Below are 20,967 nucleotides of genomic sequence, written 5' to 3' on the forward strand. Positions count from 1 at the left end.
AACGTGATCGCAGGATAAAGGTTCAGGCGAAGAAACGGGGTGCGGGCGTCTGGTCCGGGGCGCCGTGCAAATCCGCAGCCACTCGCCTGGAGGATCAGCGCATGTCCGGTGAAACCGCCAGCGACACCATCTTCGCCCTGTCGTCCGGGCGTCTGCCGGCCGGCGTCGCCGTGGTCCGCCTCTCCGGGCCGGAGGCAGGCGTTGCGGCGCTGGCGCTCTCGGGCACCCTGCCCCCGCCGCGCATGGCCCGCTATGCGGCCCTTCATCATCCCGCAACGGGCGAGGAGCTGGATCGCGGACTGCTGCTCTTCTTCCCCGGTCCGGCCAGCGCCACGGGGGAGGATGTGGTGGAGCTGCATCTCCACGGCGGGCGCGCGGTGGTGGCGGCGGTGCTGCGTGCGCTCGGCTCGCTCCCGGGTCTCCGTCCGGCAGGCGCCGGAGAATTCACCCGGCGTGCTCACGCCAACGGCAAGCTGGACCTCGCCGAGGTGGAGGGCCTCGCCGATCTCATCGCCGCCGAGACCGAGGCGCAGCGGCGGCAGGCCATGGCGCTCGCCTCGGGCACCCTGTCCCGCCGCGTGACGGGCTGGCGGGAGGGGCTGGTCTCCGCCCTTGCCCTTCTGGAAGCGGGCATCGACTTTTCCGACGAAGCGGACGTGGCGGAGGATGTGGCTCGGCAGGCGCTGGACATCATTGGCGGCCTCCATCGGGAATTGTTTGCGGCACTGGCGGATGCGGAGCGAGGTGAGCGGGTGCGGGATGGACTTGTGGTGGCCATCGCCGGCCCGCCCAATGCGGGTAAATCCTCCCTGCTGAATCGCCTCGCCGGGCGTGATGCCGCCATCGTTTCCCCCATCGCCGGCACCACTCGCGACGTGCTGGAGGTGCACCTGGAACTTGCCGGACAGGCGGTCACGCTGCTCGACACGGCCGGCCTGCGAGAGACGGTGGACGTCGTAGAAGCCGAAGGCGTGCGCCGCGCGCTCGCGCGGGCCGAGGCTGCGGACGCGGTGCTCTGGCTCAGTGACCTGGGCATGTCGCCGCCCGCCGCCTTCGCCGCTGCCATCTGCGTGCGGACGAAGATCGACCAGGGAGGGGCTGTGCCGGAGGGCTTCATCGGCCTCTCCACCGTGACTGGGGACGGCATCGAGGATGTGGTCGCCGCCATCGCGGCGCGGGCCGAGGCGCTCTGCGGGCGTGAGCCGGCGCTGGTGACGCGGGAGCGTCAGCGGCTCGCCCTTGAGGATGCGGCCCGCCATCTGGAGCGGGCCATGGGCGATCATGGCGGACACGAGGAGCTGCGGGCCGAGGATATCCGCCTCGCCGTGCGGGCCCTCGACCAGACCATTGGCCGGGTGGATGTGGAGGACGTACTCGATCGTCTCTTCAGCACCTTCTGCATCGGCAAATGAGCGCCGGACCGGCGTGTTTCACGTGAAACATTCTGCCCAGCCTTGACGGCGCCCAAGAAGGGGCGTTTCCAGAGGGGCAATATCCCTCTGTCCCGGACCACCATGAACGCAACGCCCCACCCGCTCGCCTTCGATGTCATCGTCGTGGGCGGCGGACATGCCGGATGCGAAGCCGCCGCCGCCGCGGCGCGGATCGGCGCGCGCACGGCGCTCGTCACCCACGCGCAGGCCACCATCGGCGCCATGTCCTGCAATCCCGCCATCGGCGGTCTGGGCAAGGGCCATCTGGTGCGCGAGATCGATGCGCTGGACGGATTGATGGGCCGGGTTGCGGACAAGGGCGGCATCCAGTTTCGTGTGCTCAACCGACGCAAGGGACCTGCCGTGCGAGGGCCGCGCGCGCAGGCTGACCGCAAGCTCTATGCCCGCGCCATGCAGCAGGCTCTCGCCGAGCAGCCGGGGCTGGAAGTCGTCGAGGCGGAGGCCGACGATCTCCTCGTGAAGGACGGCCGCGTGGTGGGGCTGCGCCTCGCCGACGGGCGGGAGCTCGCCTGCGGCGCGGTGGTGCTCACCACCGGCACTTTCCTGAACGGGCTGATCCATCTCGGTGAGGAGAGCTATCCCGCCGGGCGCATGGGGGAGAAGCCGGCGCTGGGCCTCTCCCCTGCCCTGTCGCGCCTCGGCTTCGCGCTGGGCCGCCTCAAGACCGGCACGCCGGCCCGGCTCGATGGCCGGACGATTGACTGGGCCAGCCTTGAGATGCAGGCCGGCGACGATCCGCCCGAGCCCTTCTCCGCGCTCACCACGCGCCTCCCCAATCCGCAGGTGGAATGCGGCATCACCCGCACCACCGACGCGACCCATGAGCTGATCCGGCAGAACCTCTCCCGCTCAGCCATGTATTCCGGGCGCATCGGCAGCACCGGGCCGCGCTATTGCCCCTCCATCGAGGACAAGATCGTCCGCTTCGGCGATCGCGACGGCCACCAGATCTTCCTGGAGCCGGAGGGGCTGGACGATCCCACGGTCTATCCCAATGGCCTATCCACCTCCCTGCCGGCCGACGTGCAGCTCGCCTTCCTGCGCACCATTCCCGGTCTGGAGCAGGTGGCCGTGCTGCGGCCGGGCTACGCCATCGAGTATGACCATGTGGACCCGCGCGAGCTTGCTCCGACCCTGGAGACCAAGCGTGTGGCGGGTCTCTTCCTCGCGGGACAGATCAACGGCACCACGGGCTATGAGGAAGCCGCCGCGCAGGGACTGCTCGCCGGCCTCAATGCCGCCCGGCGCGCGGGCGGGTCGGACGGGATCGTGCTCGATCGGGCCGAGGCCTATCTGGGCGTGATGGTGGACGACCTCGTGACGCGCGGCGTCAGCGAGCCCTATCGCATGTTCACCTCCCGCGCCGAATATCGTCTGACCCTGCGGGCCGACAATGCCGACCAGCGGCTGACGGCACGTGGTGATGCACTTGGTCTGGTCGGCGCCGAGCGGCTGGCGCATTTCCACACGCGTACGCAGGCACTGGAGAGGGCGCGCGCCCTCACCCGCGGCCTGTCCCTCACGCCGACGGAGGGGGCGCGTCACGGCCTTGCCTTGAACCGCGACGGCCAGCGCCGCAGCGCCTTCGACCTTCTCGCCTACCCCGAGATTGACATGGCGCGGCTCGCGATGATTTGGCCGGAACTCTCCGCGCTGCCGACCGCCATTGCCGAGCAGGTCGAGATCGACGCGAAGTATGCGGTCTATCTGGAGCGGCAGGCGGCGGACATTCACACGCTCAGGAAGGACGAGGCGCTCTCCCTGCCGGAAGAGCTGTCCTATGCCGATCTGCCGGGGCTCTCGAATGAGCTGAAGCAGAAGCTGGAGCGGGTGCGCCCGCGCACCGTGGGACAGGCAGGGCGGATGGAGGGCATGACCCCCGCCGCGCTCGCGCTCATTGCCACCCATGCGCGTCGGGCGGGTGGGCGCCCGGCATGATCGGTTCGTTCAAGCTGTGGATCACGGGGATGGAGGCGCGCCGATGAAGGGGACTGGCGCGGGAGGCGACGACGCGACGCGTGCAACGGTCGAGGGGCTGGTTTCACGTGAAACATTCCGCCGCCTCGACCTCATCGCCGAGCTGCTGCGCAAATGGCAGAAGACCATCAATCTCGTTGCGCCCGCGACGCTGCCGGACGTTTGGAGCCGGCACATCGCTGATTCGCTGCAATTGATTAACCATGTTCCGGCGGACGTCGCGCGGTGGGTGGATCTGGGGTCCGGCGGCGGATTCCCCGGTCTGGTGATTGCCGCCGTTCTGGCGGAGCGGCCGGGCGCGGATGTCCATCTTGTGGAGAGCGACACCCGCAAGTCCGCCTTCCTGCGCGAAGTGGCGCGGGTTGCGGAGCTGCCGGTGCGGGTCCACGCCCAGCGAATCGAGCTGGTTGCGCAGACACTTGCGCCGGGAATGCAGGTGGTGTCCGCGCGTGCGCTGGCGCCTCTCCCCAAACTTCTGGAGCTGGCCGAGCCGTTCCTCTCGGCCGGTGCGCTCGGGGTGTTTCCCAAGGGCCGCGACGCCGAACGCGAATTGACCGAAGCCCGTAAAGGCTGGACACTCGATTGCGATCTTCGCGCCAGCGTCAGCGACCGAGAGGCGCGGGTTCTTCTCGTGAGGAGCGCAAGGCGCAGCAGCAAATAGCCACCCCGCCCGGAAGGCGCGCCCCATCGGGCCGACGCCGCCGGGTGGACGTTCTCATCCGTGGGGGTCACGCCCCGCGGAACCAGATCCAAGGGGACCACGGGCCATGAGCCAGGCTGATTATTCCTCGGGAGCCGATCTTTCCCTGTCGGCCGGCGCGCCGCGCGTGCTGGCGCTCGCCAACCAGAAGGGCGGCGTGGGCAAGACCACGACAGCGATCAATCTCGGCACCGCGCTGGCGGCCATCGGCGAGACCGTGTTGGTGGTGGACCTCGACCCCCAGGGCAACGCCTCCACGGGCCTCGGCATCGATCGCCGCTCCCGCAACGTTTCCACCTACGACGTGCTGGTGGGTGAAGCCACCATGCGTGAGACGGTGATGCCGACCGGGGTTCCGCAGCTCTATGTGGCGCCCTCCACCCTCGATCTGTCCGGGCTGGAGCTGGAGATCGCCGCCGAGCGCGATCGCGCCTATCGCCTGCGCGACGCCCTCCGGGCACTCGCGGCCGATCCCGAGGCGCCGCGCTTTTCCTATGTGCTGGTGGACTGCCCCCCGTCCCTGTCGCTCCTCACCGTCAACGCCATGGCGGCGGCGGACGCGATCGTGGTGCCGCTGCAGTGCGAGTTCTTCGCGCTGGAAGGCCTCTCTCAGCTGATGAAGACCGTGGAGCAGGTGCGGGTGGGTCTGAACCCTAGCCTCACCATCCACGGCATCGTGCTGACCATGTATGACGGGCGCAACAACCTGTCTGAGCAGGTGGTGCAGGACGTGCGGCAGTTCATGGGGGACAAGGTCTATGAGACCATCATTCCCCGGAACGTGCGCGTCTCGGAAGCACCCTCCTATGGCAAGCCGGTTCTGCTATACGATCTCAAGTGCTTGGGGTCACAGGCTTATTTGCGGCTCGCGTCGGAGGTGATCCAGCGCGAGCGTGCGGCACGGGCGGCGGCAGCGGCCTGAGGGACGACCAGAGGGACCGGACGAAGATGGCGGATGAACAGCGCTCCCGGCTGGGGCGGGGGCTTGCCGCGCTGATCGGCGAGATGGGCGAGCCGCAGGCGGCGCCGACGCGCAGCTCGGGCACCCGCGGCGGCCCGCGACGCGTGCCCATCGAGCAGGTGAAGGCGAACCCGCGCAACCCGCGCCGCGCCTTCCTGGAGGAGGGGTTGGAGGATCTCACTGCCTCCATCCGCGAGAAGGGCATCATCCAGCCCATCGTGGTGCGGCCGCTGAAGGGGTCCGATAGCTTCGAGATCGTCGCCGGCGAACGCCGCTGGCGGGCCGCCCAGCGGGCGAGCCTGCACGAGGTGCCGGTGGTGGTGCTGGATCTCAGCGATCGCGAGGCGCTCGAAATCGCGATCATCGAGAACGTCCAGCGCGCCGACCTCAATCCGGTGGAAGAGGCGCAGGGCTACGAAGCCCTGATGGACGAGTTCGAATACAACCAGAACGAGCTTTCCAAGGTCATCGGCAAGAGCCGCAGCCACATCGCCAACACGCTGCGGCTGCTGAAGCTGCCGGAAGCCGTGAAGGGGCATCTGGCGGAGGGGCGGCTCAGTGCCGGCCACGCGCGGGCCCTTCTCGCCGTCTCCGATCCCGAGAAGGTGGCCCGTGAGGTCATCGCCAAGGGCCTGACGGTGCGCGATGTGGAAGCCCTCTCCAAGGCAAAGACGCCCCCTGCCCCGGTCACGGGACGCGGTGCGCCCGCCCCTGCCCCTGAGCGCAAGAGCGCCGACACCCGTGCACTGGAGAAGCGGCTGGCTGATGCGCTGGGCCTGGCCGTGAGCCTCGAAGGCAAGGGCGAGGCGGGTGAGCTGCGCATCCGCTATGCGAGCCTCGACCAGCTCGACGAGATCTGCCGGAAGCTCGGCCTGGACTGACGTTTACAGCATCAGGCAAAGAAAAAGGCCGGGCAGATGCCCGGCCTTGCTTCGTTGAGATCCTGGCCGCGTCTTCTTGGGAGGACGCGGCCAAATCTCGAATAATCAGGCAGCGGCCTTGCGACGGGTGGTCTTCTTCGCAGGGGCGGCGGGCGCCTTCTTGCGGGTCTGGCCGAGGCCCATGTTCTTGGCGAGCTCGGAGCGGGCCGCAGCATAGGCCGGGGCGACCATGGGATAATCCTTCGGAAGACCCCACTTTTCGCGGTAAGCCTCGGGGGTCATGCCGTAGCTGGTGCGCAGGTGCCGCTTCAGAGACTTGAACTTCTTCCCGTCTTCCAGGCAGACGATGTATTCGGGCGTCACCGACTTCTTGAGCGGGACGGCCGGCTTCTGCTCTTCCACCTGCGGCGCGGCCGGGGTGCCGAGCTGGCCGAGGGCGCGGTAGACGGACTCGATGAGACCGGGAAGCTCGGTGGCCGCGACGCTGTTGTTGCTCACATACGCGGCAACGATGTCCGCAGTGAAGTCGATGAAGCTCGGCGACGGAGTATTGGACGCGGAGTCGCTCACGGGAGTCCCTTTCTGTTCTTCGCTATGGCGAGCGGGCAATGCGGGGAGCGGTTGGTCTGCGACCGGGTCACGATGAGCCTCGGACACATGCTCCGCCGGGGCTGACGCCGCATCGGCTGACTAAGTTTCACGGTTAATCTATATCACCTCGTCTTATAAATACAATCGGGTCTGAAAAGTTCTTCGAAAACCAGCAGTAGAGCGGGTTTGCGGCGGTCTCGGAGGTGCCGTAGCGGGTTCATCCTTGTGAGATGATCCTTGGCAGATCAGCGAATCGATGGGCCGACAGATGAAAACATCGGACCCTGGAAGTGTTCCCGGTTCGCCGGCCATCAAGGCAGTGCGTCCGTAGCCGGGGAGATACTAGGTGGAGGCCGCCGCGCTGTGTTCTTCTACGGCGGCAGCAACAAGTACATGCTCCGATTTGTACAACTTTCGAGTGCGGCGGCGGCAGAGGTTTCCCTCACGTCGCGCCCCCTGCCTCGAGCTGCTTTGGCGAAACGAACAGCGGTCTTGAGCCTGTCGGTAGCGTGGGCCCGAGGCCCTGCCGTTTACGCTGGCGCGCCGGGCCGAACCGCGTTAGGTGGGGCTGATCCGCCACCCGCCCGGGGGCGGCTTCAGGTCTATGGTTCGGCACGTTTCTCCCGAGCGGCGCCGGACGCCCAGCGCTCCCGCCATGCGGGGACGAGGATGCCATGCCACGCGCCGTCGCCGGCCCCGAAATCGAGCGTCTGATCCAGCTTCTGGCCCGGCTGCCCGGCCTCGGCCCGCGTTCGGCGCGCCGGGTGGCGCTGCATCTCATCAAGAAGCGCGAGGCACTGATGGCGCCGCTGGCGGCGGCGCTGGGCGACGCGATCGGCAAGATCGTCACCTGCCGCACGTGCGGTAATGTGGACGTCACCGACCCCTGCACGGTCTGCACCGACCCGACGCGGGATGCGCGTACGCTGGTGGTTGTGGCGGACGTGGGCGATCTCTGGGCGCTCGAACGCGCCGGCGTCCTCAATGCCCGCTATCACGTTCTGGGAGGCGTTCTGTCGCCGCTGGACGGGGTCGGGCCCGATGATCTGAACATCGCGAGCCTCGTCACGCGGGTGCACGACCAGGAGGTCTCGGAAGTGATCCTGGCGCTCGGCGCCACGGTGGACGGGCAGACGACGGCCCATTACCTCACCGATGTCCTGCGCGACACCGGCGTCCGCGTCACCCGCCTCGCCCAGGGTGTACCCGTGGGCGGTGAACTCGATTATCTCGACGAGGGCACCCTTTCCGCCGCCATCCGCGCACGCACGCAGATGTGATCGGCGGACGGGCAGTCGTCCCCAGATTTTACTGCAGCATCCGCTCGAAATTGATGACGAACAGCTTGGGGTCGGGGCGCTTGTTCACCTGGACGTTCGACAGCGACACCTGCGTGTCATAGCCCTGCGGGTCGGTAACGACCCACTGCTTCAGGGCCGAGGTCTTGGCATCGAACAGGATGAGCAGCCGGTAGGTGCCGAACATGGGCACGGTCTCCTGCATCACCACCGTCACGAAACGGTCGTCCTGGAAGATGCCCGTCACATGCGGCTCCGCCCCAAGGTCGATGCGCTCCGCGAGCAGGAAGCGCAGCGGCGTCTGCGACAAAGGCGTGATGTCCTGCGTATTCAGATTCCGATCACGGACCGCCACCGACTGGCCGTTGGAAATCAGCTCCACCGGGCTCGGCGCATCGTATTCGAAGCGCACGCGGCCGGGCTTCTGCATGTAGAAATCGCCCGTGCGCTTGGAGCCGTCCGGGTCGATTTGGGTAAAGGTGCCGGTCATCGACTGCACCGAATTGAAGTAGTTGGTGATGCGGTCCACCGTCGCCTTCGGCGCGCGGCCGTCCGCCGGCTGGGCCACGGCCGGGGCGGCCTGGCCGGGCTTCTGGCCTTGTATGCGCAGGAGGTCGGCGGGGGGCTGCACCGTTTGCGCGACGGCCGGGCCGGCCGCAGCCAATCCCAGCGCCAGCAGCAGACCGGCGGCGCCCACGCGGCGCACCTTCGCCGACGGGACGAGGGTCTCGCGCTGGGCGCTGCGGGCAAGGCGGGTGGCGGCGGAGCGGATGAGCATCATGAGCATCTCTGGCGCGGGGCGTGTCGCTGGCAGGAAGGTCATTCCCGACGCTCCGATCCCACCCCGCGCGGGCTGATCGGATGGACAGGGGTCTAATACGCAACTTGCGGCCGGGCTATGGCGAACCTGTGGCCTTGCCGATGCCCGGGAAAACCGCCCAGCGCCGCTTCTGTTCCGGTTTGGCCGAAGCTTCAACCGGAACCGGCAACCGTTCAGGCGGGACAATGACGCAGCACGCTCATTCGGCTGCCTGCTCGGGCAGCAGGATCTCGCGCTTGCCGGCGTGGTTGGGCGAGCCGACAAGGCCCTCCTTCTCCATGCGCTCGACCAGCGAAGCAGCGCGATTATAGCCGATCTGGAGCCGGCGCTGGATATAGGAGGTGGAGCATTTGCGGTCGCGCATCACCACCGCCACCGCCTGCGAATAGAGGTCCATTCCCTCATCGCCCATGCCGCTCTTGTCGAACACCGCGCCGTCGCCGTCCTCGTCCTCCGCATCCTCGGCGGTCACCGCCTCCACATAAGCGGGGGCGCCCTGGGCCTTGAGGTGCTTGACCACGCTCTCCACCTCCTCGTCGGAGACGAAGGGGCCGTGGACGCGGCTGATGCGGCCGCCGCCGGCCATGTAGAGCATGTCGCCCTGGCCCAGCAGCTGTTCGGCGCCCATCTCGCCGAGGATGGTGCGGCTGTCGATCTTCGAGGTCACCTGGAAGGAGATGCGGGTGGGGAAGTTCGCCTTGATGGTGCCGGTGATGACGTCCACGGACGGGCGCTGCGTCGCCATCACCAGATGGATGCCGGCGGCGCGGGCCATCTGGGCGAGGCGCTGGATGGCCCCCTCGATGTCCTTGCCGGCGACCAGCATCAGGTCGGCCATCTCGTCGACGATGACGACGATGTAGGGCAGGGGCTCGAGGTTCATCTCCTCGCGCTCGTAGATGGCTTCGCCGGTCTCGTGGTCGAAGCCGGTCTGCACCGTGCGGGCGATGGATTCGCCCTTCTCGCTGGCGTCCTTCACCCGGGCGTTGAAGCCGTCGATGTTGCGCACGCCGAGCTTGGACATCTTCTTGTAGCGGTCTTCCATCTCCTTCACCGCCCACTTCAGCGCCACCACCGCCTTCTTCGGATCGGTGACGACCGGGGCAAGAAGATGGGGGATGCCGTCATAGACGGAGAGCTCCAGCATCTTGGGATCGACCATGATGAGCCGGCACTGTTCCGGCTTCAGCCGGTAAAGCAGGCTCAGGATCATGGTATTGATGGCCACCGACTTGCCGGAGCCGGTGGTGCCGGCCACCAGCAAATGCGGCATGCGGGCGAGATCGACGATCACCGGATCACCGCCGATGGTCTTGCCCAGCGCGATGGCGAGCTTGTGCCCGGTGTCGCCGAAATCCTTGGTGGCGATCAGCTCGCGCAGCAGCACCTTGTCACGCTTCTGGTTGGGCAGCTCGATGCCGATGGCGTTGCGGCCCGGCACCACGGCGACGCGGGCGGAGATGGCGCTCATGGAGCGGGCGATGTCGTCGGCGAGGCCGATGACGCGGGACGACTTGATGCCCGGCGCCGGCTCCAGCTCGTAGAGCGTCACCACCGGGCCGGGGCGCACCTGGCCGATCTCGCCGCGCACGCCGAAGTCCTGAAGGGTCGCCTCCAGCTCGCGGGCGGTCTCGGACAAGGCCTCCGGGCTCATGGCCGGGGCCCTGGCGGGGGGCGCGGGTGTCAGCAATTCGAGGGAGGGATGCTGGTAGCCGGCGCGTCGGCCACCGCGCCGGGCCGCGCGGCGGCGGGCAGCGGGGCTCTCAGAGGCAGCATCCAGCGGGGCATCGGGGACGTCGTGGGGCGCGGGCGCGCTGGCACCCTCGAGACGCGGTTCCTGGCGTTGGCCTGCGCCTTCCGCTGGGCCGGCCGAAGCGGCGGGGGCGGGCATGGCGCGGCGGGCGAGCCCGGCACCGGAGAGGCGGGCCTTCCACGACAGGAAGGTGTGGGTGAGGGCACCGAGGGAAACGGCGGTGCCGTCGTCCTCCTCGTCCTCGTCACCCACCTCGCCCGGCAGCTCGGAGGCGGGGGCAAGCTTCAGGGGCGTGCGCCGGCCGCCGCTCAGGGCGAAGAACAGGCCGGCGGCGCCGATGGCGAGCCCGGCCGCGCCGATCAGCATCGAATCGAGGGCGGCGAGGGCGCCGCCGCGCATCACGCCGAAGGCGCGGGGAAACAGATCGCCCAAAGCGCCGCCGAGGCCGGTGAGGCCCGGCCAGTGGTCCGGCTGCGGGATGGCGCCGAGGAATGCGGTGGCGCCCAGCACCCCGATGAGCCAGCAGGTGATGCGCAGGCGTTCGCGTGCAAAGGGGCGATGGGTGACGAGCCGCCAGCCGGCATAGAGCGGCGGCAGCAGCACGGCGAGCGCGGCAAGTCCGAACAACTGGACCAGCAGATCGGCGATGATCGCGCCGGGCCGTCCCAGCAGGTTGGTGACCGGCGCATGGGTGGCGTTCGACAGGCTGGGGTCGGCCGCGGACCAGGTGCCGAGCGCGACGAAGGAGATCAGCGTCGCGAGGATCAGTCCTGTGCCGACAATCTCACGCCCGCGCCGGCGCACCACGAGGCGGATGCTCTCGGGGATCAGTTCGATGCGCGGCATGTGGTGGTGAGGCGCATCCATCCGGCTGTTGATGACGGCATCGGCGGTGGCGGCAGCCTTCGGGCGTCGGCGGGCCATGGGCATGGGCGCGGCTCCCTTCAGAGGGCCGCGACGAGGCGCTTCAGCACCTCCTCGCAGGTGGGCAGATCCTGGACCAGCGCGACGCGCAGGAATCCGGCGGAGGGGTTGGCCCCGGTGAGGTCGCGGCGGGCCAGATAGCCCCCCGGCACCGTGCGCAGGCCCTGCTCGCGCCACAGCTTCACCGCCGCCGCCTCGCCTCCGGTGAGGTGGTCGTCGGCAAGGTGGGATACGTCGAGCCAGAGGAAGAAGCCGCCGCCGGGGCGCTCATAGCCGAAGCGGCCGGCGAGCATCCGGTCAGCGAGGTCAAACTTCGCGGCATAGAGGTCACGGGAGCGGGTGACGTGGGCCTCGTCCTCCAGCGCCGCCACGGCCACCGCCTGCAAGGGCTCCGGTACCTGCGGCGCGGCCACCCAGCGGAAGGCGAGGAAGTCCTTCAGAAAAGTGGGATCGCCGGCGCAGAAGCCGCAGCGCAGCCCCGGCAGGGACGAGCGCTTGGACAGGGAGTTGAACGCCACGACGCGGGTGAGGTCGGTGCCGGCCACCTCAAGGATGCCAGCCGGCTTTTCCGCGCCCAGATAGATTTCCGAATAGCACTCATCCGAGAACAGGAAGGCGCCGTTGCGCCGCGCCAGCTCCAGCGCCTTGCCGAGATAGTCGGCGGAGGCGATGGCGCCCTGCGGGTTGGCGGGGGAGGCGATGTAGATGGCCACCGTCCGCTTCAACAGGTCCGGATCTAGCGCGTCGAGGTCCGGCAGCCAGCCGCTTTCCTTCGTGGTCGGCATCACCACGGCCTCGCAGCCGGCGGCTTCCGCGCCCGCGGCGTAGGCGGCATAGAAGGGGTTGGGCAGCAGCATGGCTGGCTTGCCATTGGCGCCCTTGGCCGGGTCGGCAAGGCGCTGCGCCACGATGGCGGCGGAGAACAGGCCCTCGCGGGAGCCGTTCAGCGCCAACACTTCGCGGTCCGCATCGAGCGGCTTCGCCAGCTTGTAGCGCTGCGCCAGCCAGCGGGCGGCAGCGGCGCGGAAGGTGGGCGTGCCCTCGGCGCGCGGGTAGCGGCCGAAACCGGCGAGATTATTGGTGAGAACCGGGCCGACGAAATCCGGCATGGCGTGCTGCGGCTCGCCTACGGCGGCGCTCAGCGGCTGGCGACCCGGCTCGATCCCCGCGAGGAGGTCGGCAAGCCGGATGAAGGGCGAGCGGCGGTCTTCCGGGGGGGCGGCAGGAGCGGATGGCACGGCTTTGCGGTCTTTTCTGGCGGCTTTCGTCATCCGCTCCAGAATGGGACCAGCCGGTTAAGGTGTGGCTAACTTAACCCAGCGATCCGTCAGACCTCGCGTGCCAGAACCTCTCGCGCCTGCTGCGCGTCGGCCCTGATCTGCGCGACCAGCGCGTCGATGCCCTCGAACTTCAGTTCCGGCCGAATATAAGCGTGGAATTCCACCTCGATGGACTGGCCATAGAGATCGCCGGAAAAATCGAACAGGTGGACTTCAAGAAGCGCCCGGCCATTGTCGAAGGTGGGGCGCCGGCCATAGTTCGCCACGCCATCGAACCGGCCAGCGGGCGTCACGGCACGCACCGCATAGATGCCGAAGGCCAGCTCCAGATCCTGCGGCAAGGCGAGATTGGCGGTGGGAAAGCCGATGGTGCGGCCCCGCTTGTCACCGTGGATCACCTCCGCCGTCACCGCGAAGGGGCGCCCCAGCATGTGGGCGGCATGGCCCACCTGCCCCGAAGCCAGCGCCCGGCGCACGGCGGTGGAGGAAATCGCGTCGTTCTCATCGCGCATGGGCTCGACCACGGTCACCGCGAAGCCGTGCCGCTCGCCCGCCTCCTTGAGGAAGGCGGGAGACCCGGCGCGCTGACGTCCGAAATGGAAATCGAAGCCCACCGCCACGCCGGCGACTCCGTATCGATCCACCAGGACCTCGCGCACGAAGTCCTCGGCCTCCATGGCGGCGAGGGCGGCATCGAAATCGAGCACGATGGCGCCCTGAAGGCCGCTTTCGGCGATATGGCGCAGCTTTTCCATCGCCGGGGTCAGGCGGAAGGGGGCCGTGGCGGGGTTGAAGAAGGTGCGCGGGTGTGGCTCGAAGGTGAGCGCCAGCGCCGGCCCTCCCGCCTCGGCCGCCATGGCGTGGGCCGCGGCGAACACCGCCTGATGGCCGCGATGCACGCCGTCGAAATTGCCGATGGCGATGACGGGCCGCGTCAGCGTCGGCGGCAGGGGCTCGGGGCCGCGGACCAGCACGAAATCAGGGGGAAGGGACACGGTCATCGGCGGGCGCAAGCCTTGCCTTGGTGTTCGGCGGGATGCCCGGAACCTCGATGGCACCGGGACAGGATATTCGGCCTTCGAGATCGGTCAAACCGCGGGCAAATTCAAGGAACCGAATGTCGCCCGGTCGCCGCTACCAGGCGAGACGGGGCATGACGCCGCGCGGATGGGCGTGGCCGGTGAAGAGGTCGGCGAGGGATTCGGTGTCGGGAACGGCGCCGTCGATGGACTTCAGCTCCTGCGCATGGATGCCGCCGGAGATGAACAGGCTGTCGAAGCCAGCATCGTTGGCGCCGGCGATGTCGGTGCGCAGCGCATCGCCGATGCCGAGCACGCGGGCGCGCTCCACCGCCTCGCCGCGGATCACCTCGGCGCGGGCGAAGGCGGTGTCGTAGATGGGCCGGTAGGGCTTGCCGCACCAAAACGCCTTGCCGCCGATCTGCTCGTAGGCCTGGGCGATGGCGCCGGCGCAGAAGATCAGCTTGTCGCCGCGCTCCACCACGAGGTCGGGATTGGCGCAGATAAACGGCAGCTCCCGCGCCTTCATGGCCGCGAGGGCGTCGGCATAATCCTCCGGGGTCTCCACGTCATCGTCGAGGAGGCCGGTGCAGACCACGAGGTCCGCCTCGTCAAGGCCGGTGAGGGTGAGGTCCAGCCCGTCGAACGTGCCCACGTCCCGCGCGGGGCCGAGGTGGTAGAAGCGGGCACCCGGCCGCGCCTCCAGCATGTCGCGCGTCACGTCGCCGGAGGTGACGATGGCGTCATAGGCGGTGCGCGGCACGCCGAGGCCGTCCAGCATGCCCATGATGAAGCGGTTGGGACGCGGCGCGTTGGAGACCAGCACCACCGTGGCACCGCCCGCCCGCACCTTCGTCAGCGCCTCGCAGGCGGCGGGAAAGGCGGCGACGCCGTTGTGCAGCACGCCCCAGACGTCGCAGAGGATCAGGTCGTAGTCCCCCGCGAAGGCGGAGAGGCCTTCCACCAGCGGCGGGGCGTGCAGGGGCGTACGGGTGCCGGTCTCGGCCATCGATCTCTCCATTGTGCGGCGCACAAATGCCACGGAAGACCTTGAATCACAAGGCCGGCCGCCGGCTCCGGGCGGATTGCGGGGCGGCGGACGAAGCCGGGACGAGGGTCAGGGATGCCCCTTGCCGGGGTGGCCTCCGGGATGTCCGCCCATGCCATGGGGGTGTCCGCCGCCGTGGGGGTTGCCATGGGGGTTGCCATGCGGATGGCCGCCGCCCTTGGGCGGCTCCTTCTGCGCCACCGGCGTGGTGGACCGGGTGCGGGCCTCGATGCCCGGCAGCGCCTGCACCAGCGCGCGGAAGGCGTCGCCGCGCACCTCGAAATTGGGATACTGGTCGAAGCTGGCGCAGGCCGGCGAGAGCAGCACCACCGCGTCCGGACGCCCCGCGGCTTCGGCGTCCCGCGCGGCGGCTTCCACCGCCTTGTCGAGGGTGCCGACGATCTCGTGCGGCACCTTGTCCGCCAGCGTCGCGGCGAATTCCTGCGCCGCCTCGCCGATGAGATAGGCCTTGGCGATATGATCGAAGAAGGGGGCGAGCGGCGCGATGCCGCCGGCCTTCGGCTTGCCGCCGGCAATCCAGAAGATGTCGGTGAAGCTCGTCAGCGCCCGCTCGGCGGCATCCGCATTGGTCGCCTTGGAATCGTTGACGAACAGCACCTTGCCCTTGTTGCCCACCTCTTCCATGCGGTGGGCAAGGCCGGGGAAGCGCTTCATGGCCACCGCGATGACCTCCGGCGCGACGCCGAGCGCGCGGCAGGCGGCATAGGCGGCGGCGGCATTCTGCGCATTGTGCGCCCCGCGCAGCGAGCCGATGCCGCCCAGCGGCAGGCGGAACACCTCGGCGCCGCCTTCGGACACCACGAGCGTCTCACCCTCGCGCCAGATGCCGTCGGGCAGGGGACGCCTGACCGAGATGCGCACCACATGCTTGCCGGCGCGCTCCGCCCGGTCGGCCATGGCGGCGGAGAAATCGTCGTCCACGCCGACCACGGCGGTGCCGGTCTGCTCGACGCCGGTGACGAGGCGTTCCTTCACGGCGGCGTAGTTCTCGATGGTGCCGTGCCGGTCGAGATGGTCCGGAGTGATGTTGAGCATCACGCCCACGGAGGGGTCGAGGCCGGGGGCAAGGTCGATCTGGTAGGAGGAGCACTCCACCACATGCACCCGGCCGGGCTTCGGCGGGGCGAGGGAGAGGATGGCGGTGCCGATATTGCCGCCCATCTGCACGTCGCGGCCGGCGACGCGCAGGATGTGGGTGATGAGCGCCGTGGTGGTGGACTTGCCGTTGGTGCCGGTGATGGCCACGAACGGAGAGCGGCGCGCAATCGCCTGCCGCTCGCGGCAGAACAGCTCGATGTCGCCGATGATCTCGACGCCCGCCGCCCGCGCCAGCTTCACCGACCAGTGCGGCTCGGGATGGGTCAGTGGCACGCCGGGGGCGAGCACCAGCGCCTGGACGATGGTCCAGTCGATATCGTGGAGATCCTGCACGAGGATGCCGGCCTCTCCGGCCTTGCGGCGCGAGGCCTCCGAATCGTCATAGGCGACGACGGTGGCGCCGCCGGCCTTGAGCGCCTCTGCGGTGGCAAGGCCCGAGCCACCCAGCCCGAAAAGGGCGACGGTTGCATCCTTGAAGACGGTGACGGGGATCATGGCGGTAAAATCGTCCGTTGCGGCAATGCAGTCCGGGTTTCCGTCTAGAGCATGATGCGAAAAAGTGCGAACCCCTTTCGCAGGCAGATTTCCCGATGAGGTCGCCTTAAGGGAAATCCCCTGCTTGCCTGATCCGACATTCATATTATTGAATGTAGGAGACGGGGGCGCCGGGGCCTGCCGCGCCGGATTTGCCCCGCCGATGTCTCCGCTGCACTTGCAGGCTGGAATTGGGAGAACGAGATGGTTGCGAACGTGGGTGGATTTGATCGCGTGCTGCGTTTCGTCGCCGGGATCGTGCTGATCCTGGTGCCGTTCGTGGCCCCCTCCGTGCCGGCGCTGGGCGGACTCGGCAACTGGGCCTGGCTGATCGGCGCCGTGGGCGTGGTGATGCTGCTCACCGCCGCCTTCCGCTTCTGCCCGGCCTATCCGCTGCTGGGCATCAATACGTGCGGGCGGTGACGTCTTTCGGCGTCATGTCGTGAAAAAGGCCCGCGGATCGCTCCAGCGGGCCTTCTTTTAGTGTGAGATGGAAGCCCTCACCGCAGCTTGAGCGTCGCGAGGCCCGCCAGCGCCAGCACGACCGCGACGATCCAGAAGCGGATCACCACCTGCGGCTCGGTCCAGCCGAGCTGCTCGAAATGGTGGTGGATGGGCGCCATCTTGAACACCCGCTTGCCGGTGAGCTTGAACGAGGCCACCTGCACGATCACCGACACCGCCTCCAGCACGAACAGGCCGCCGACTACCGCGAGCACGATCTCGTGCTTGGTGGCCACCGCGACCGTGCCGAGCAGGCCGCCCAGCGCCAGCGAGCCGGTGTCGCCCATGAAGACCTGGGCGGGCGGGGCGTTGAACCACAGGAAGCCGAGGCCGGCCCCCATCACCGCGCCGCAGACCACCGCCAGCTCGCCGACGCCGGCGACGTAGTGGATCTGCAGGTAATCGGCGAAGCGCACGTTGCCGGAGAGATATGCGATGAGGCCGAAGGTGCCGGCCGCGATCATCACCGGCACGATGGCGAGGCCGTCAAGACCATCGGTGAGGTTCACCGCATTGCCGGCCGCGACGATGACGAACATGCCGAAGATGGCGAAGAAGACGCCGAGATTGAGCAGCAGGTCCTTGAAGAAGGGGAAAGCCACGGAGGTGGAGAGGCCCGACTTGCCCATGGTCATGATGACCACCACGGCGACGCCGGAGATCATCGCCTCGATGGCGAGGCGCGCCTTGCCGGACAGGCCATTGTGGGTCTGCTTGGTGACTTTGAGATAATCGTCATAGAAGCCGATCATGCCGAAGCCGAGCATCACCAGCAGCACCACCCAGACGTAGAAATTGAAGAGATTCGCCCACAGCAGCGTCGCCACTGTGATGCCGGCGAGGATCATCAGCCCGCCCATGGTGGGCGTGCCCTTCTTCGTGAGCAGGTGCGATTGCGGCCCGTCGGTGCGGATGGGCTGGCCCTTGCCCTGCTTCAGCCGCAGCATGGAGATCATGGCCGGGCCGAACAGGAACACGAACAGCAGCGCCGTGATCACGGCGCCGCCGGTGCGGAAGGTGATGTAGCGGAAGACGTTAAAGGCTGTGAAGGACTGGTGGAGTTCGGTAAGCCACTGGAGCATCTGAATTCTATCCTTCGAGCAGCGCATCCTCGGCGGCGCGGAAGCGCTCGGAGAGGCTCTTGACCAGCGGTCCCATGCGGCTGCCGTTGGAACCCTTGACCATCAACGTGTCACCGCCCCGGATGGCGGAAGCCACCATGGGCTCGAGGTGGGAGGCGTGGATCGCATAGCCGCCCCGCCGCTCGGAGGGCAGGGCCTGCCAGAGCGCGTGCATCTGCGGCCCGCAGCAATAGACCTGATCGATCTTGGCCGTGCGGATCGCCTCGGCGAGCTCGGCGTGATGGGCCTCGCCGTCGGGGCCGAGCTCCAGCATGTCGCCGAGCACCGCGATGCGGCGGCCGCGCGGACCCACCGGGGTGCGGCTGAGCACGTCGAGGGCAGCGCGCATGGAGGCGGGATTGGCGTTGTAGCTCTCGTCCAGCAGCGTCGCCTGTCCGCCCTTCACCTGCAGGCGCAGGGCGACGCCGCGGCCGGGAGGCGCCTTCATGCGGGAGAGGGCGAGGCCGACGAGCGCGAGATCGGCGCCGACGAGCTTCGCCGCGGCCAGCACCGCCAGCATGTTCTGCACGATGTGGCGGCCGGGCATGCCGACCTTGAAGGTCACCGGCGTGCCCATCACGTCCGCCACCCCCACCGAGCAGTAGGATTGCAGCGCCGCCTCCTTCAGCCGCACGTCGGCCCCGGCGGTCTCGCCGAAGGTGACGATGCGGTCGATGCCCAGCGCCTCGGCGGCGGCCTTGAGCCGGGGGAAGAGGGGATTGTCGAGGTTCAGCACCACGGCGCCGCCCGGCTCCAGCCCCTGGAAGATCTCCGCCTTGGCGTCGGCGATCTCCTCGATCCCCGAGAACTGGGCGATGTGGACCGGCTCCACGGTGGTGATGATGGCGACCTGTGGGCGCACCAGCTTCACCAGCGGCGTGATCTCGCCGGGATGGTTCATCCCGATCTCGAAAACGCCGTAGCGCGCCTCGCGCGGCAGCCGGGCGAGGGAGAGGGGCACGCCCCAGTGATTGTTGTAGGAGGCGGCCGAGGCGTGGGTCTCGCCATCGGCGCCGAGCGCGATGCGCAGCGCCTCCTTGGTGGTGGTCTTGCCCACCGATCCCGTCACCGCGACGATACCGCCCCGGGAGCGCGCACGGCTGGCGCGGGCGAGGTCGGTGAGGGCGGCGAGGACGTCGTCCACCACGAGAAGGGGGGCGTCGGCGGGGAATTGGTGCAGCTTGTCGCGCGCCACCACGCAGGCCGAGGCGCCGGCCTCCAGCGCCTTGCTTACATAAGCGTGGCCGTCGCTGTTCTCGCCGGCGATGGCGAAGAAGGTATCGCCGGGCGCGAGCGAGCGGCTGTCGATGGAGATGCCGGTGGCATCGCGCGGCGTGCCGCGGACCTCCGCCCCCATGGCCGCCGCCATTTCCGCGACGGTGTGGAGGACCCGGCCTTCCGTTTCGCCCATACCCGTGCCCGAATTCATGCCGCCACCTCCTTGAGGGCGGCGAGGACTTCCGCCGCATCCGAGAATGGATATGTCCGGTCGCCGATGATTTGGCCGGTTTCGTGACCCTTGCCGGCAACGAGCAGCGCATCCCCGCTTTCGATGAGGCCGACGCCGGTACGGATGGCTTCCGCACGGTCGCCGATCTCGCGCACATTGCCAAAGCCGGCGCCGCTGGCACCTTCCAGTACCTCTGCGCGAATCGCCGCCGGATCCTCGCTGCGCGGGTTGTCGTCGGTAACGATCACCGTGTCCGCCTTCATCGCGGCGATGGCGCCCATGATGGGCCGCTTGCCCCGGTCGCGGTCGCCGCCGCAGCCGACCACCACCACGAGCCGGCCGGGGATGGCCGCGCGCAGGGTATCGAGCACGGTGGCCAGAGCCTCGGGCTTGTGGGCGTAGTCCACGAACACTGGCCGCCGCGGGTCGTCGCCGATGCGCTCCAGCCGGCCCGGAACACCCTTGAGGTGGGCGAGGGCGGCGAACGCCTCGGCGCGGTCGGCACCGCAGGCGATGGCGAGGCCGGCGGCCAGCAAGGCATTGTCCAGCTGGAAGCGCCCGACCAGCGGTACCACCGCGCTGGAGCCGTCCGCGAACATCACCTTCTGCCCCGCTGGTGAACCCGTCGCGGCGGCGATGTCGATGCCATCCGCCCGGCCCTCGCCGATGGGCAGGAGCCTGAGGCCGCGCGTGTGCGCCCAGGCCAGCGCGGTCGCGGCGAAGGGAGCGGAGGTGACGGCCACGGCGGCGGCGTCCAGCGGCATCACCTCTGTGAAGAGGCGGAGCTTGGCGCGGAAATAGGCGTCCATCGTCGGGTGATAGTCGAGATGGTCGCGGCCGAGATTGGTGAAGCCACCAGCGGAGAGGCGCACGCCGTCGAGCCGCTTCTGGTCGAGGCCGTGGGAGGAGGCTTCGAGCGCCATGTGGGTGACGCCCTCTCCCGCGAGCGCATCGAGGGTGGCGTGCAGTTCCACCGGGTCGGGCGTGGTGAGGCTGCCATAGGTGGCGCCGTCCGGCTTCACCAGCCCGATGGTGCCCAGATACGCGGCGCGATGGCCGAGCCGCTCCCAGATCTGCCGCAGGAAGAAGGCGACGGAGGTCTTGCCCGCGGTGCCCGTTATGGCGGCGATGGTCTTCGGCTGGCGCGGATAGACGCGCGCGGCGGCGAGCGACAGGGAGCGCCGGGCATCCAGCGTGAAGGCGAGGGCGACCTGCGGCGGCAGGATGGGGGCCGGCGCGGTCGGCTCCATCAGCACGGCGGCGGCGCCGCGCGCGATGGCGTCGGCGATGAAGCGCGTTCCGTCCGCATGGGTGCCGGGAATGGCGACGAACAGGTCGCCGGGCGTGATGCGGCGGCTGTCGGAGGATAGGCCGGTGATCGGCTCCCCGGCACCGTCGGGCGTCAGGATGCGGGCGTGGCCGTCGAGGAGCTGTCCGAGGGAATGCATGGTCATCGGACCCCTTTTTGGCATTCGCCCGCCCCGGTTGTCACCCCGCGCGGGCTGTCGCTGCGGTGGCGGTAACGTGCTCCCG

17 protein-coding genes are annotated in these 20,967 nt (G+C 68.8%); 7 read left to right on the forward strand and 10 right to left on the reverse strand.

What is annotated here, in order from left to right; all coding sequences use genetic code 11:
• Window positions 1-101 precede the first annotated feature (101 nt).
• The 5 genes from mnmE (at window position 102) to D7006_RS24610 (ending at window position 5,973) form a co-directional block, all read left to right on the forward strand.
• The gene (gene mnmE, locus D7006_RS24590; RefSeq protein WP_237354922.1) at window positions 102-1,412 is read left to right on the forward strand and encodes a tRNA uridine-5-carboxymethylaminomethyl(34) synthesis GTPase MnmE; all 1,311 of its coding nucleotides are present in this window, start codon (window positions 102-104) and stop codon (window positions 1,410-1,412) included.
• Between the two features lie 102 nt (window positions 1,413-1,514).
• The gene (mnmG, locus tag D7006_RS24595) at window positions 1,515-3,392 is read left to right on the forward strand and encodes a tRNA uridine-5-carboxymethylaminomethyl(34) synthesis enzyme MnmG (RefSeq protein ID WP_237354924.1); all 1,878 of its coding nucleotides are present in this window, start codon (window positions 1,515-1,517) and stop codon (window positions 3,390-3,392) included.
• A gap of 43 nt (window positions 3,393-3,435) precedes the next feature.
• Entirely contained in the window at window positions 3,436-4,092 is a 657-nt protein-coding gene (gene rsmG / locus D7006_RS24600; protein ID WP_237354926.1) for a 16S rRNA (guanine(527)-N(7))-methyltransferase RsmG, read from the forward strand.
• Between the two features lie 106 nt (window positions 4,093-4,198).
• Window positions 4,199-5,053: a ParA family protein gene (locus tag D7006_RS24605; protein ID WP_237354927.1), complete on the forward strand. Its 855-nt coding sequence runs from the start codon at window positions 4,199-4,201 to the stop codon at window positions 5,051-5,053.
• 26 nt (window positions 5,054-5,079) lie between these two features.
• On the forward strand, window positions 5,080-5,973 hold the full coding sequence (locus D7006_RS24610) for a ParB/RepB/Spo0J family partition protein (protein WP_229645958.1): 894 nt from the start codon (window positions 5,080-5,082) through the stop codon (window positions 5,971-5,973).
• A gap of 105 nt (window positions 5,974-6,078) precedes the next feature.
• Here the strand turns inward: D7006_RS24610 and D7006_RS24615 are convergent, their stop codons facing one another.
• Entirely contained in the window at window positions 6,079-6,543 is a 465-nt protein-coding gene (locus D7006_RS24615; protein WP_169123454.1) for a MucR family transcriptional regulator, read from the reverse strand.
• 695 nt (window positions 6,544-7,238) lie between these two features.
• Here D7006_RS24615 and recR point away from each other — a divergent pair.
• Window positions 7,239-7,844, forward strand: coding sequence for a recombination mediator RecR (gene recR / locus D7006_RS24620; RefSeq protein WP_237354929.1), 606 nt, complete (start codon window positions 7,239-7,241; stop codon window positions 7,842-7,844).
• 28 nt (window positions 7,845-7,872) lie between these two features.
• Here the strand turns inward: recR and D7006_RS24625 are convergent, their stop codons facing one another.
• The 6 genes from D7006_RS24625 to murD all read right to left on the reverse strand — a co-directional run bounded on the left by D7006_RS24625 (window position 7,873) and on the right by murD (window position 16,320).
• Window positions 7,873-8,685: an outer-membrane lipoprotein carrier protein LolA gene (locus tag D7006_RS24625; RefSeq protein ID WP_237354931.1), complete on the reverse strand. Its 813-nt coding sequence runs from the start codon at window positions 8,683-8,685 to the stop codon at window positions 7,873-7,875.
• A 196-nt stretch (window positions 8,686-8,881) separates the two neighbouring features.
• Window positions 8,882-11,359 (reverse strand): DNA translocase FtsK, encoded by a 2,478-nt coding sequence (locus tag D7006_RS24630; RefSeq protein ID WP_371745140.1) that lies wholly within the window; start codon window positions 11,357-11,359, stop codon window positions 8,882-8,884.
• A 20-nt stretch (window positions 11,360-11,379) separates the two neighbouring features.
• Window positions 11,380-12,630 carry an aminotransferase class I/II-fold pyridoxal phosphate-dependent enzyme gene (locus tag D7006_RS24635; protein WP_371745005.1) on the reverse strand — a complete coding sequence of 417 codons (1,251 nt, stop codon included), beginning with the start codon at window positions 12,628-12,630 and terminating at the stop codon, window positions 11,380-11,382.
• 56 nt (window positions 12,631-12,686) lie between these two features.
• Window positions 12,687-13,640 carry a bifunctional riboflavin kinase/FAD synthetase gene (locus D7006_RS24640; RefSeq protein WP_237354934.1) on the reverse strand — a complete coding sequence of 318 codons (954 nt, stop codon included), beginning with the start codon at window positions 13,638-13,640 and terminating at the stop codon, window positions 12,687-12,689.
• Between the two features lie 133 nt (window positions 13,641-13,773).
• Window positions 13,774-14,667, reverse strand: coding sequence for a TIGR01459 family HAD-type hydrolase (locus D7006_RS24645; protein ID WP_237354936.1), 894 nt, complete (start codon window positions 14,665-14,667; stop codon window positions 13,774-13,776).
• Between the two features lie 108 nt (window positions 14,668-14,775).
• Window positions 14,776-16,320, reverse strand: a complete 1,545-nt coding sequence (murD, locus tag D7006_RS24650; protein WP_237354938.1) for a UDP-N-acetylmuramoyl-L-alanine--D-glutamate ligase — start codon at window positions 16,318-16,320, stop codon at window positions 14,776-14,778.
• Between the two features lie 243 nt (window positions 16,321-16,563).
• Between murD and D7006_RS24655 the strand changes: the two genes are divergently transcribed.
• A complete protein-coding gene (locus D7006_RS24655; protein WP_229645965.1) occupies window positions 16,564-16,782 on the forward strand; it encodes a DUF2892 domain-containing protein in 219 nt (72 codons plus the stop codon).
• A 77-nt stretch (window positions 16,783-16,859) separates the two neighbouring features.
• On the opposite strand, the gene mraY is transcribed toward D7006_RS24655, so the two are convergent.
• Genes mraY through D7006_RS24670 form a run of 3 tightly spaced genes read right to left on the reverse strand, consistent with a single transcriptional unit; the run spans window position 16,860 to window position 20,888 of the window.
• The gene (mraY, locus tag D7006_RS24660; RefSeq protein WP_237354940.1) at window positions 16,860-17,945 is read right to left on the reverse strand and encodes a phospho-N-acetylmuramoyl-pentapeptide-transferase; all 1,086 of its coding nucleotides are present in this window, start codon (window positions 17,943-17,945) and stop codon (window positions 16,860-16,862) included.
• Window positions 17,946-17,952: 7 nt separating this feature from the next.
• Window positions 17,953-19,413, reverse strand: coding sequence for a UDP-N-acetylmuramoylalanyl-D-glutamyl-2,6-diaminopimelate--D-alanyl-D-alanine ligase (locus D7006_RS24665; RefSeq protein ID WP_371745006.1), 1,461 nt, complete (start codon window positions 19,411-19,413; stop codon window positions 17,953-17,955).
• A complete protein-coding gene (locus D7006_RS24670) occupies window positions 19,410-20,888 on the reverse strand; it encodes a UDP-N-acetylmuramoyl-L-alanyl-D-glutamate--2,6-diaminopimelate ligase (RefSeq protein WP_237354942.1) in 1,479 nt (492 codons plus the stop codon). Before D7006_RS24670 ends, D7006_RS24665 begins: the two co-directional genes overlap by 4 nt.
• Window positions 20,889-20,967 lie beyond the last annotated feature (79 nt).

This window comes from Xanthobacter sp. YC-JY1, from assembly GCF_021730305.1.
GTDB classification, from domain to species: Bacteria; Pseudomonadota; Alphaproteobacteria; order Rhizobiales; family Xanthobacteraceae; genus Xanthobacter; species Xanthobacter flavus.

Coding starts and splice junctions, on each gene's coding strand:
- mnmE (WP_237354922.1), top strand. CDS start 102: ATGTCCGGTGAAACCGCCAGCGACACCATCTTCGCCCTGTCGTCCGGG.
- mnmG (WP_237354924.1), top strand. CDS start 1,515: ATGAACGCAACGCCCCACCCGCTCGCCTTCGATGTCATCGTCGTGGGC.
- rsmG (WP_237354926.1), top strand. CDS start 3,436: ATGAAGGGGACTGGCGCGGGAGGCGACGACGCGACGCGTGCAACGGTC.
- D7006_RS24605 (WP_237354927.1), top strand. CDS start 4,199: ATGAGCCAGGCTGATTATTCCTCGGGAGCCGATCTTTCCCTGTCGGCC.
- D7006_RS24610 (WP_229645958.1), top strand. CDS start 5,080: ATGGCGGATGAACAGCGCTCCCGGCTGGGGCGGGGGCTTGCCGCGCTG.
- recR (WP_237354929.1), top strand. CDS start 7,239: ATGCCACGCGCCGTCGCCGGCCCCGAAATCGAGCGTCTGATCCAGCTT.
- D7006_RS24625 (WP_237354931.1), bottom strand. CDS start 8,685: ATGACCTTCCTGCCAGCGACACGCCCCGCGCCAGAGATGCTCATGATG.
- D7006_RS24630 (WP_371745140.1), bottom strand. CDS start 11,359: ATGGCCCGCCGACGCCCGAAGGCTGCCGCCACCGCCGATGCCGTCATC.
- D7006_RS24635 (WP_371745005.1), bottom strand. CDS start 12,630: ATGACGAAAGCCGCCAGAAAAGACCGCAAAGCCGTGCCATCCGCTCCT.
- D7006_RS24640 (WP_237354934.1), bottom strand. CDS start 13,640: ATGACCGTGTCCCTTCCCCCTGATTTCGTGCTGGTCCGCGGCCCCGAG.
- D7006_RS24645 (WP_237354936.1), bottom strand. CDS start 14,667: ATGGCCGAGACCGGCACCCGTACGCCCCTGCACGCCCCGCCGCTGGTG.
- murD (WP_237354938.1), bottom strand. CDS start 16,320: ATGATCCCCGTCACCGTCTTCAAGGATGCAACCGTCGCCCTTTTCGGG.
- D7006_RS24655 (WP_229645965.1), top strand. CDS start 16,564: ATGGTTGCGAACGTGGGTGGATTTGATCGCGTGCTGCGTTTCGTCGCC.
- mraY (WP_237354940.1), bottom strand. CDS start 17,945: ATGCTCCAGTGGCTTACCGAACTCCACCAGTCCTTCACAGCCTTTAAC.
- D7006_RS24665 (WP_371745006.1), bottom strand. CDS start 19,413: ATGAATTCGGGCACGGGTATGGGCGAAACGGAAGGCCGGGTCCTCCAC.
- D7006_RS24670 (WP_237354942.1), bottom strand. CDS start 20,888: ATGACCATGCATTCCCTCGGACAGCTCCTCGACGGCCACGCCCGCATC.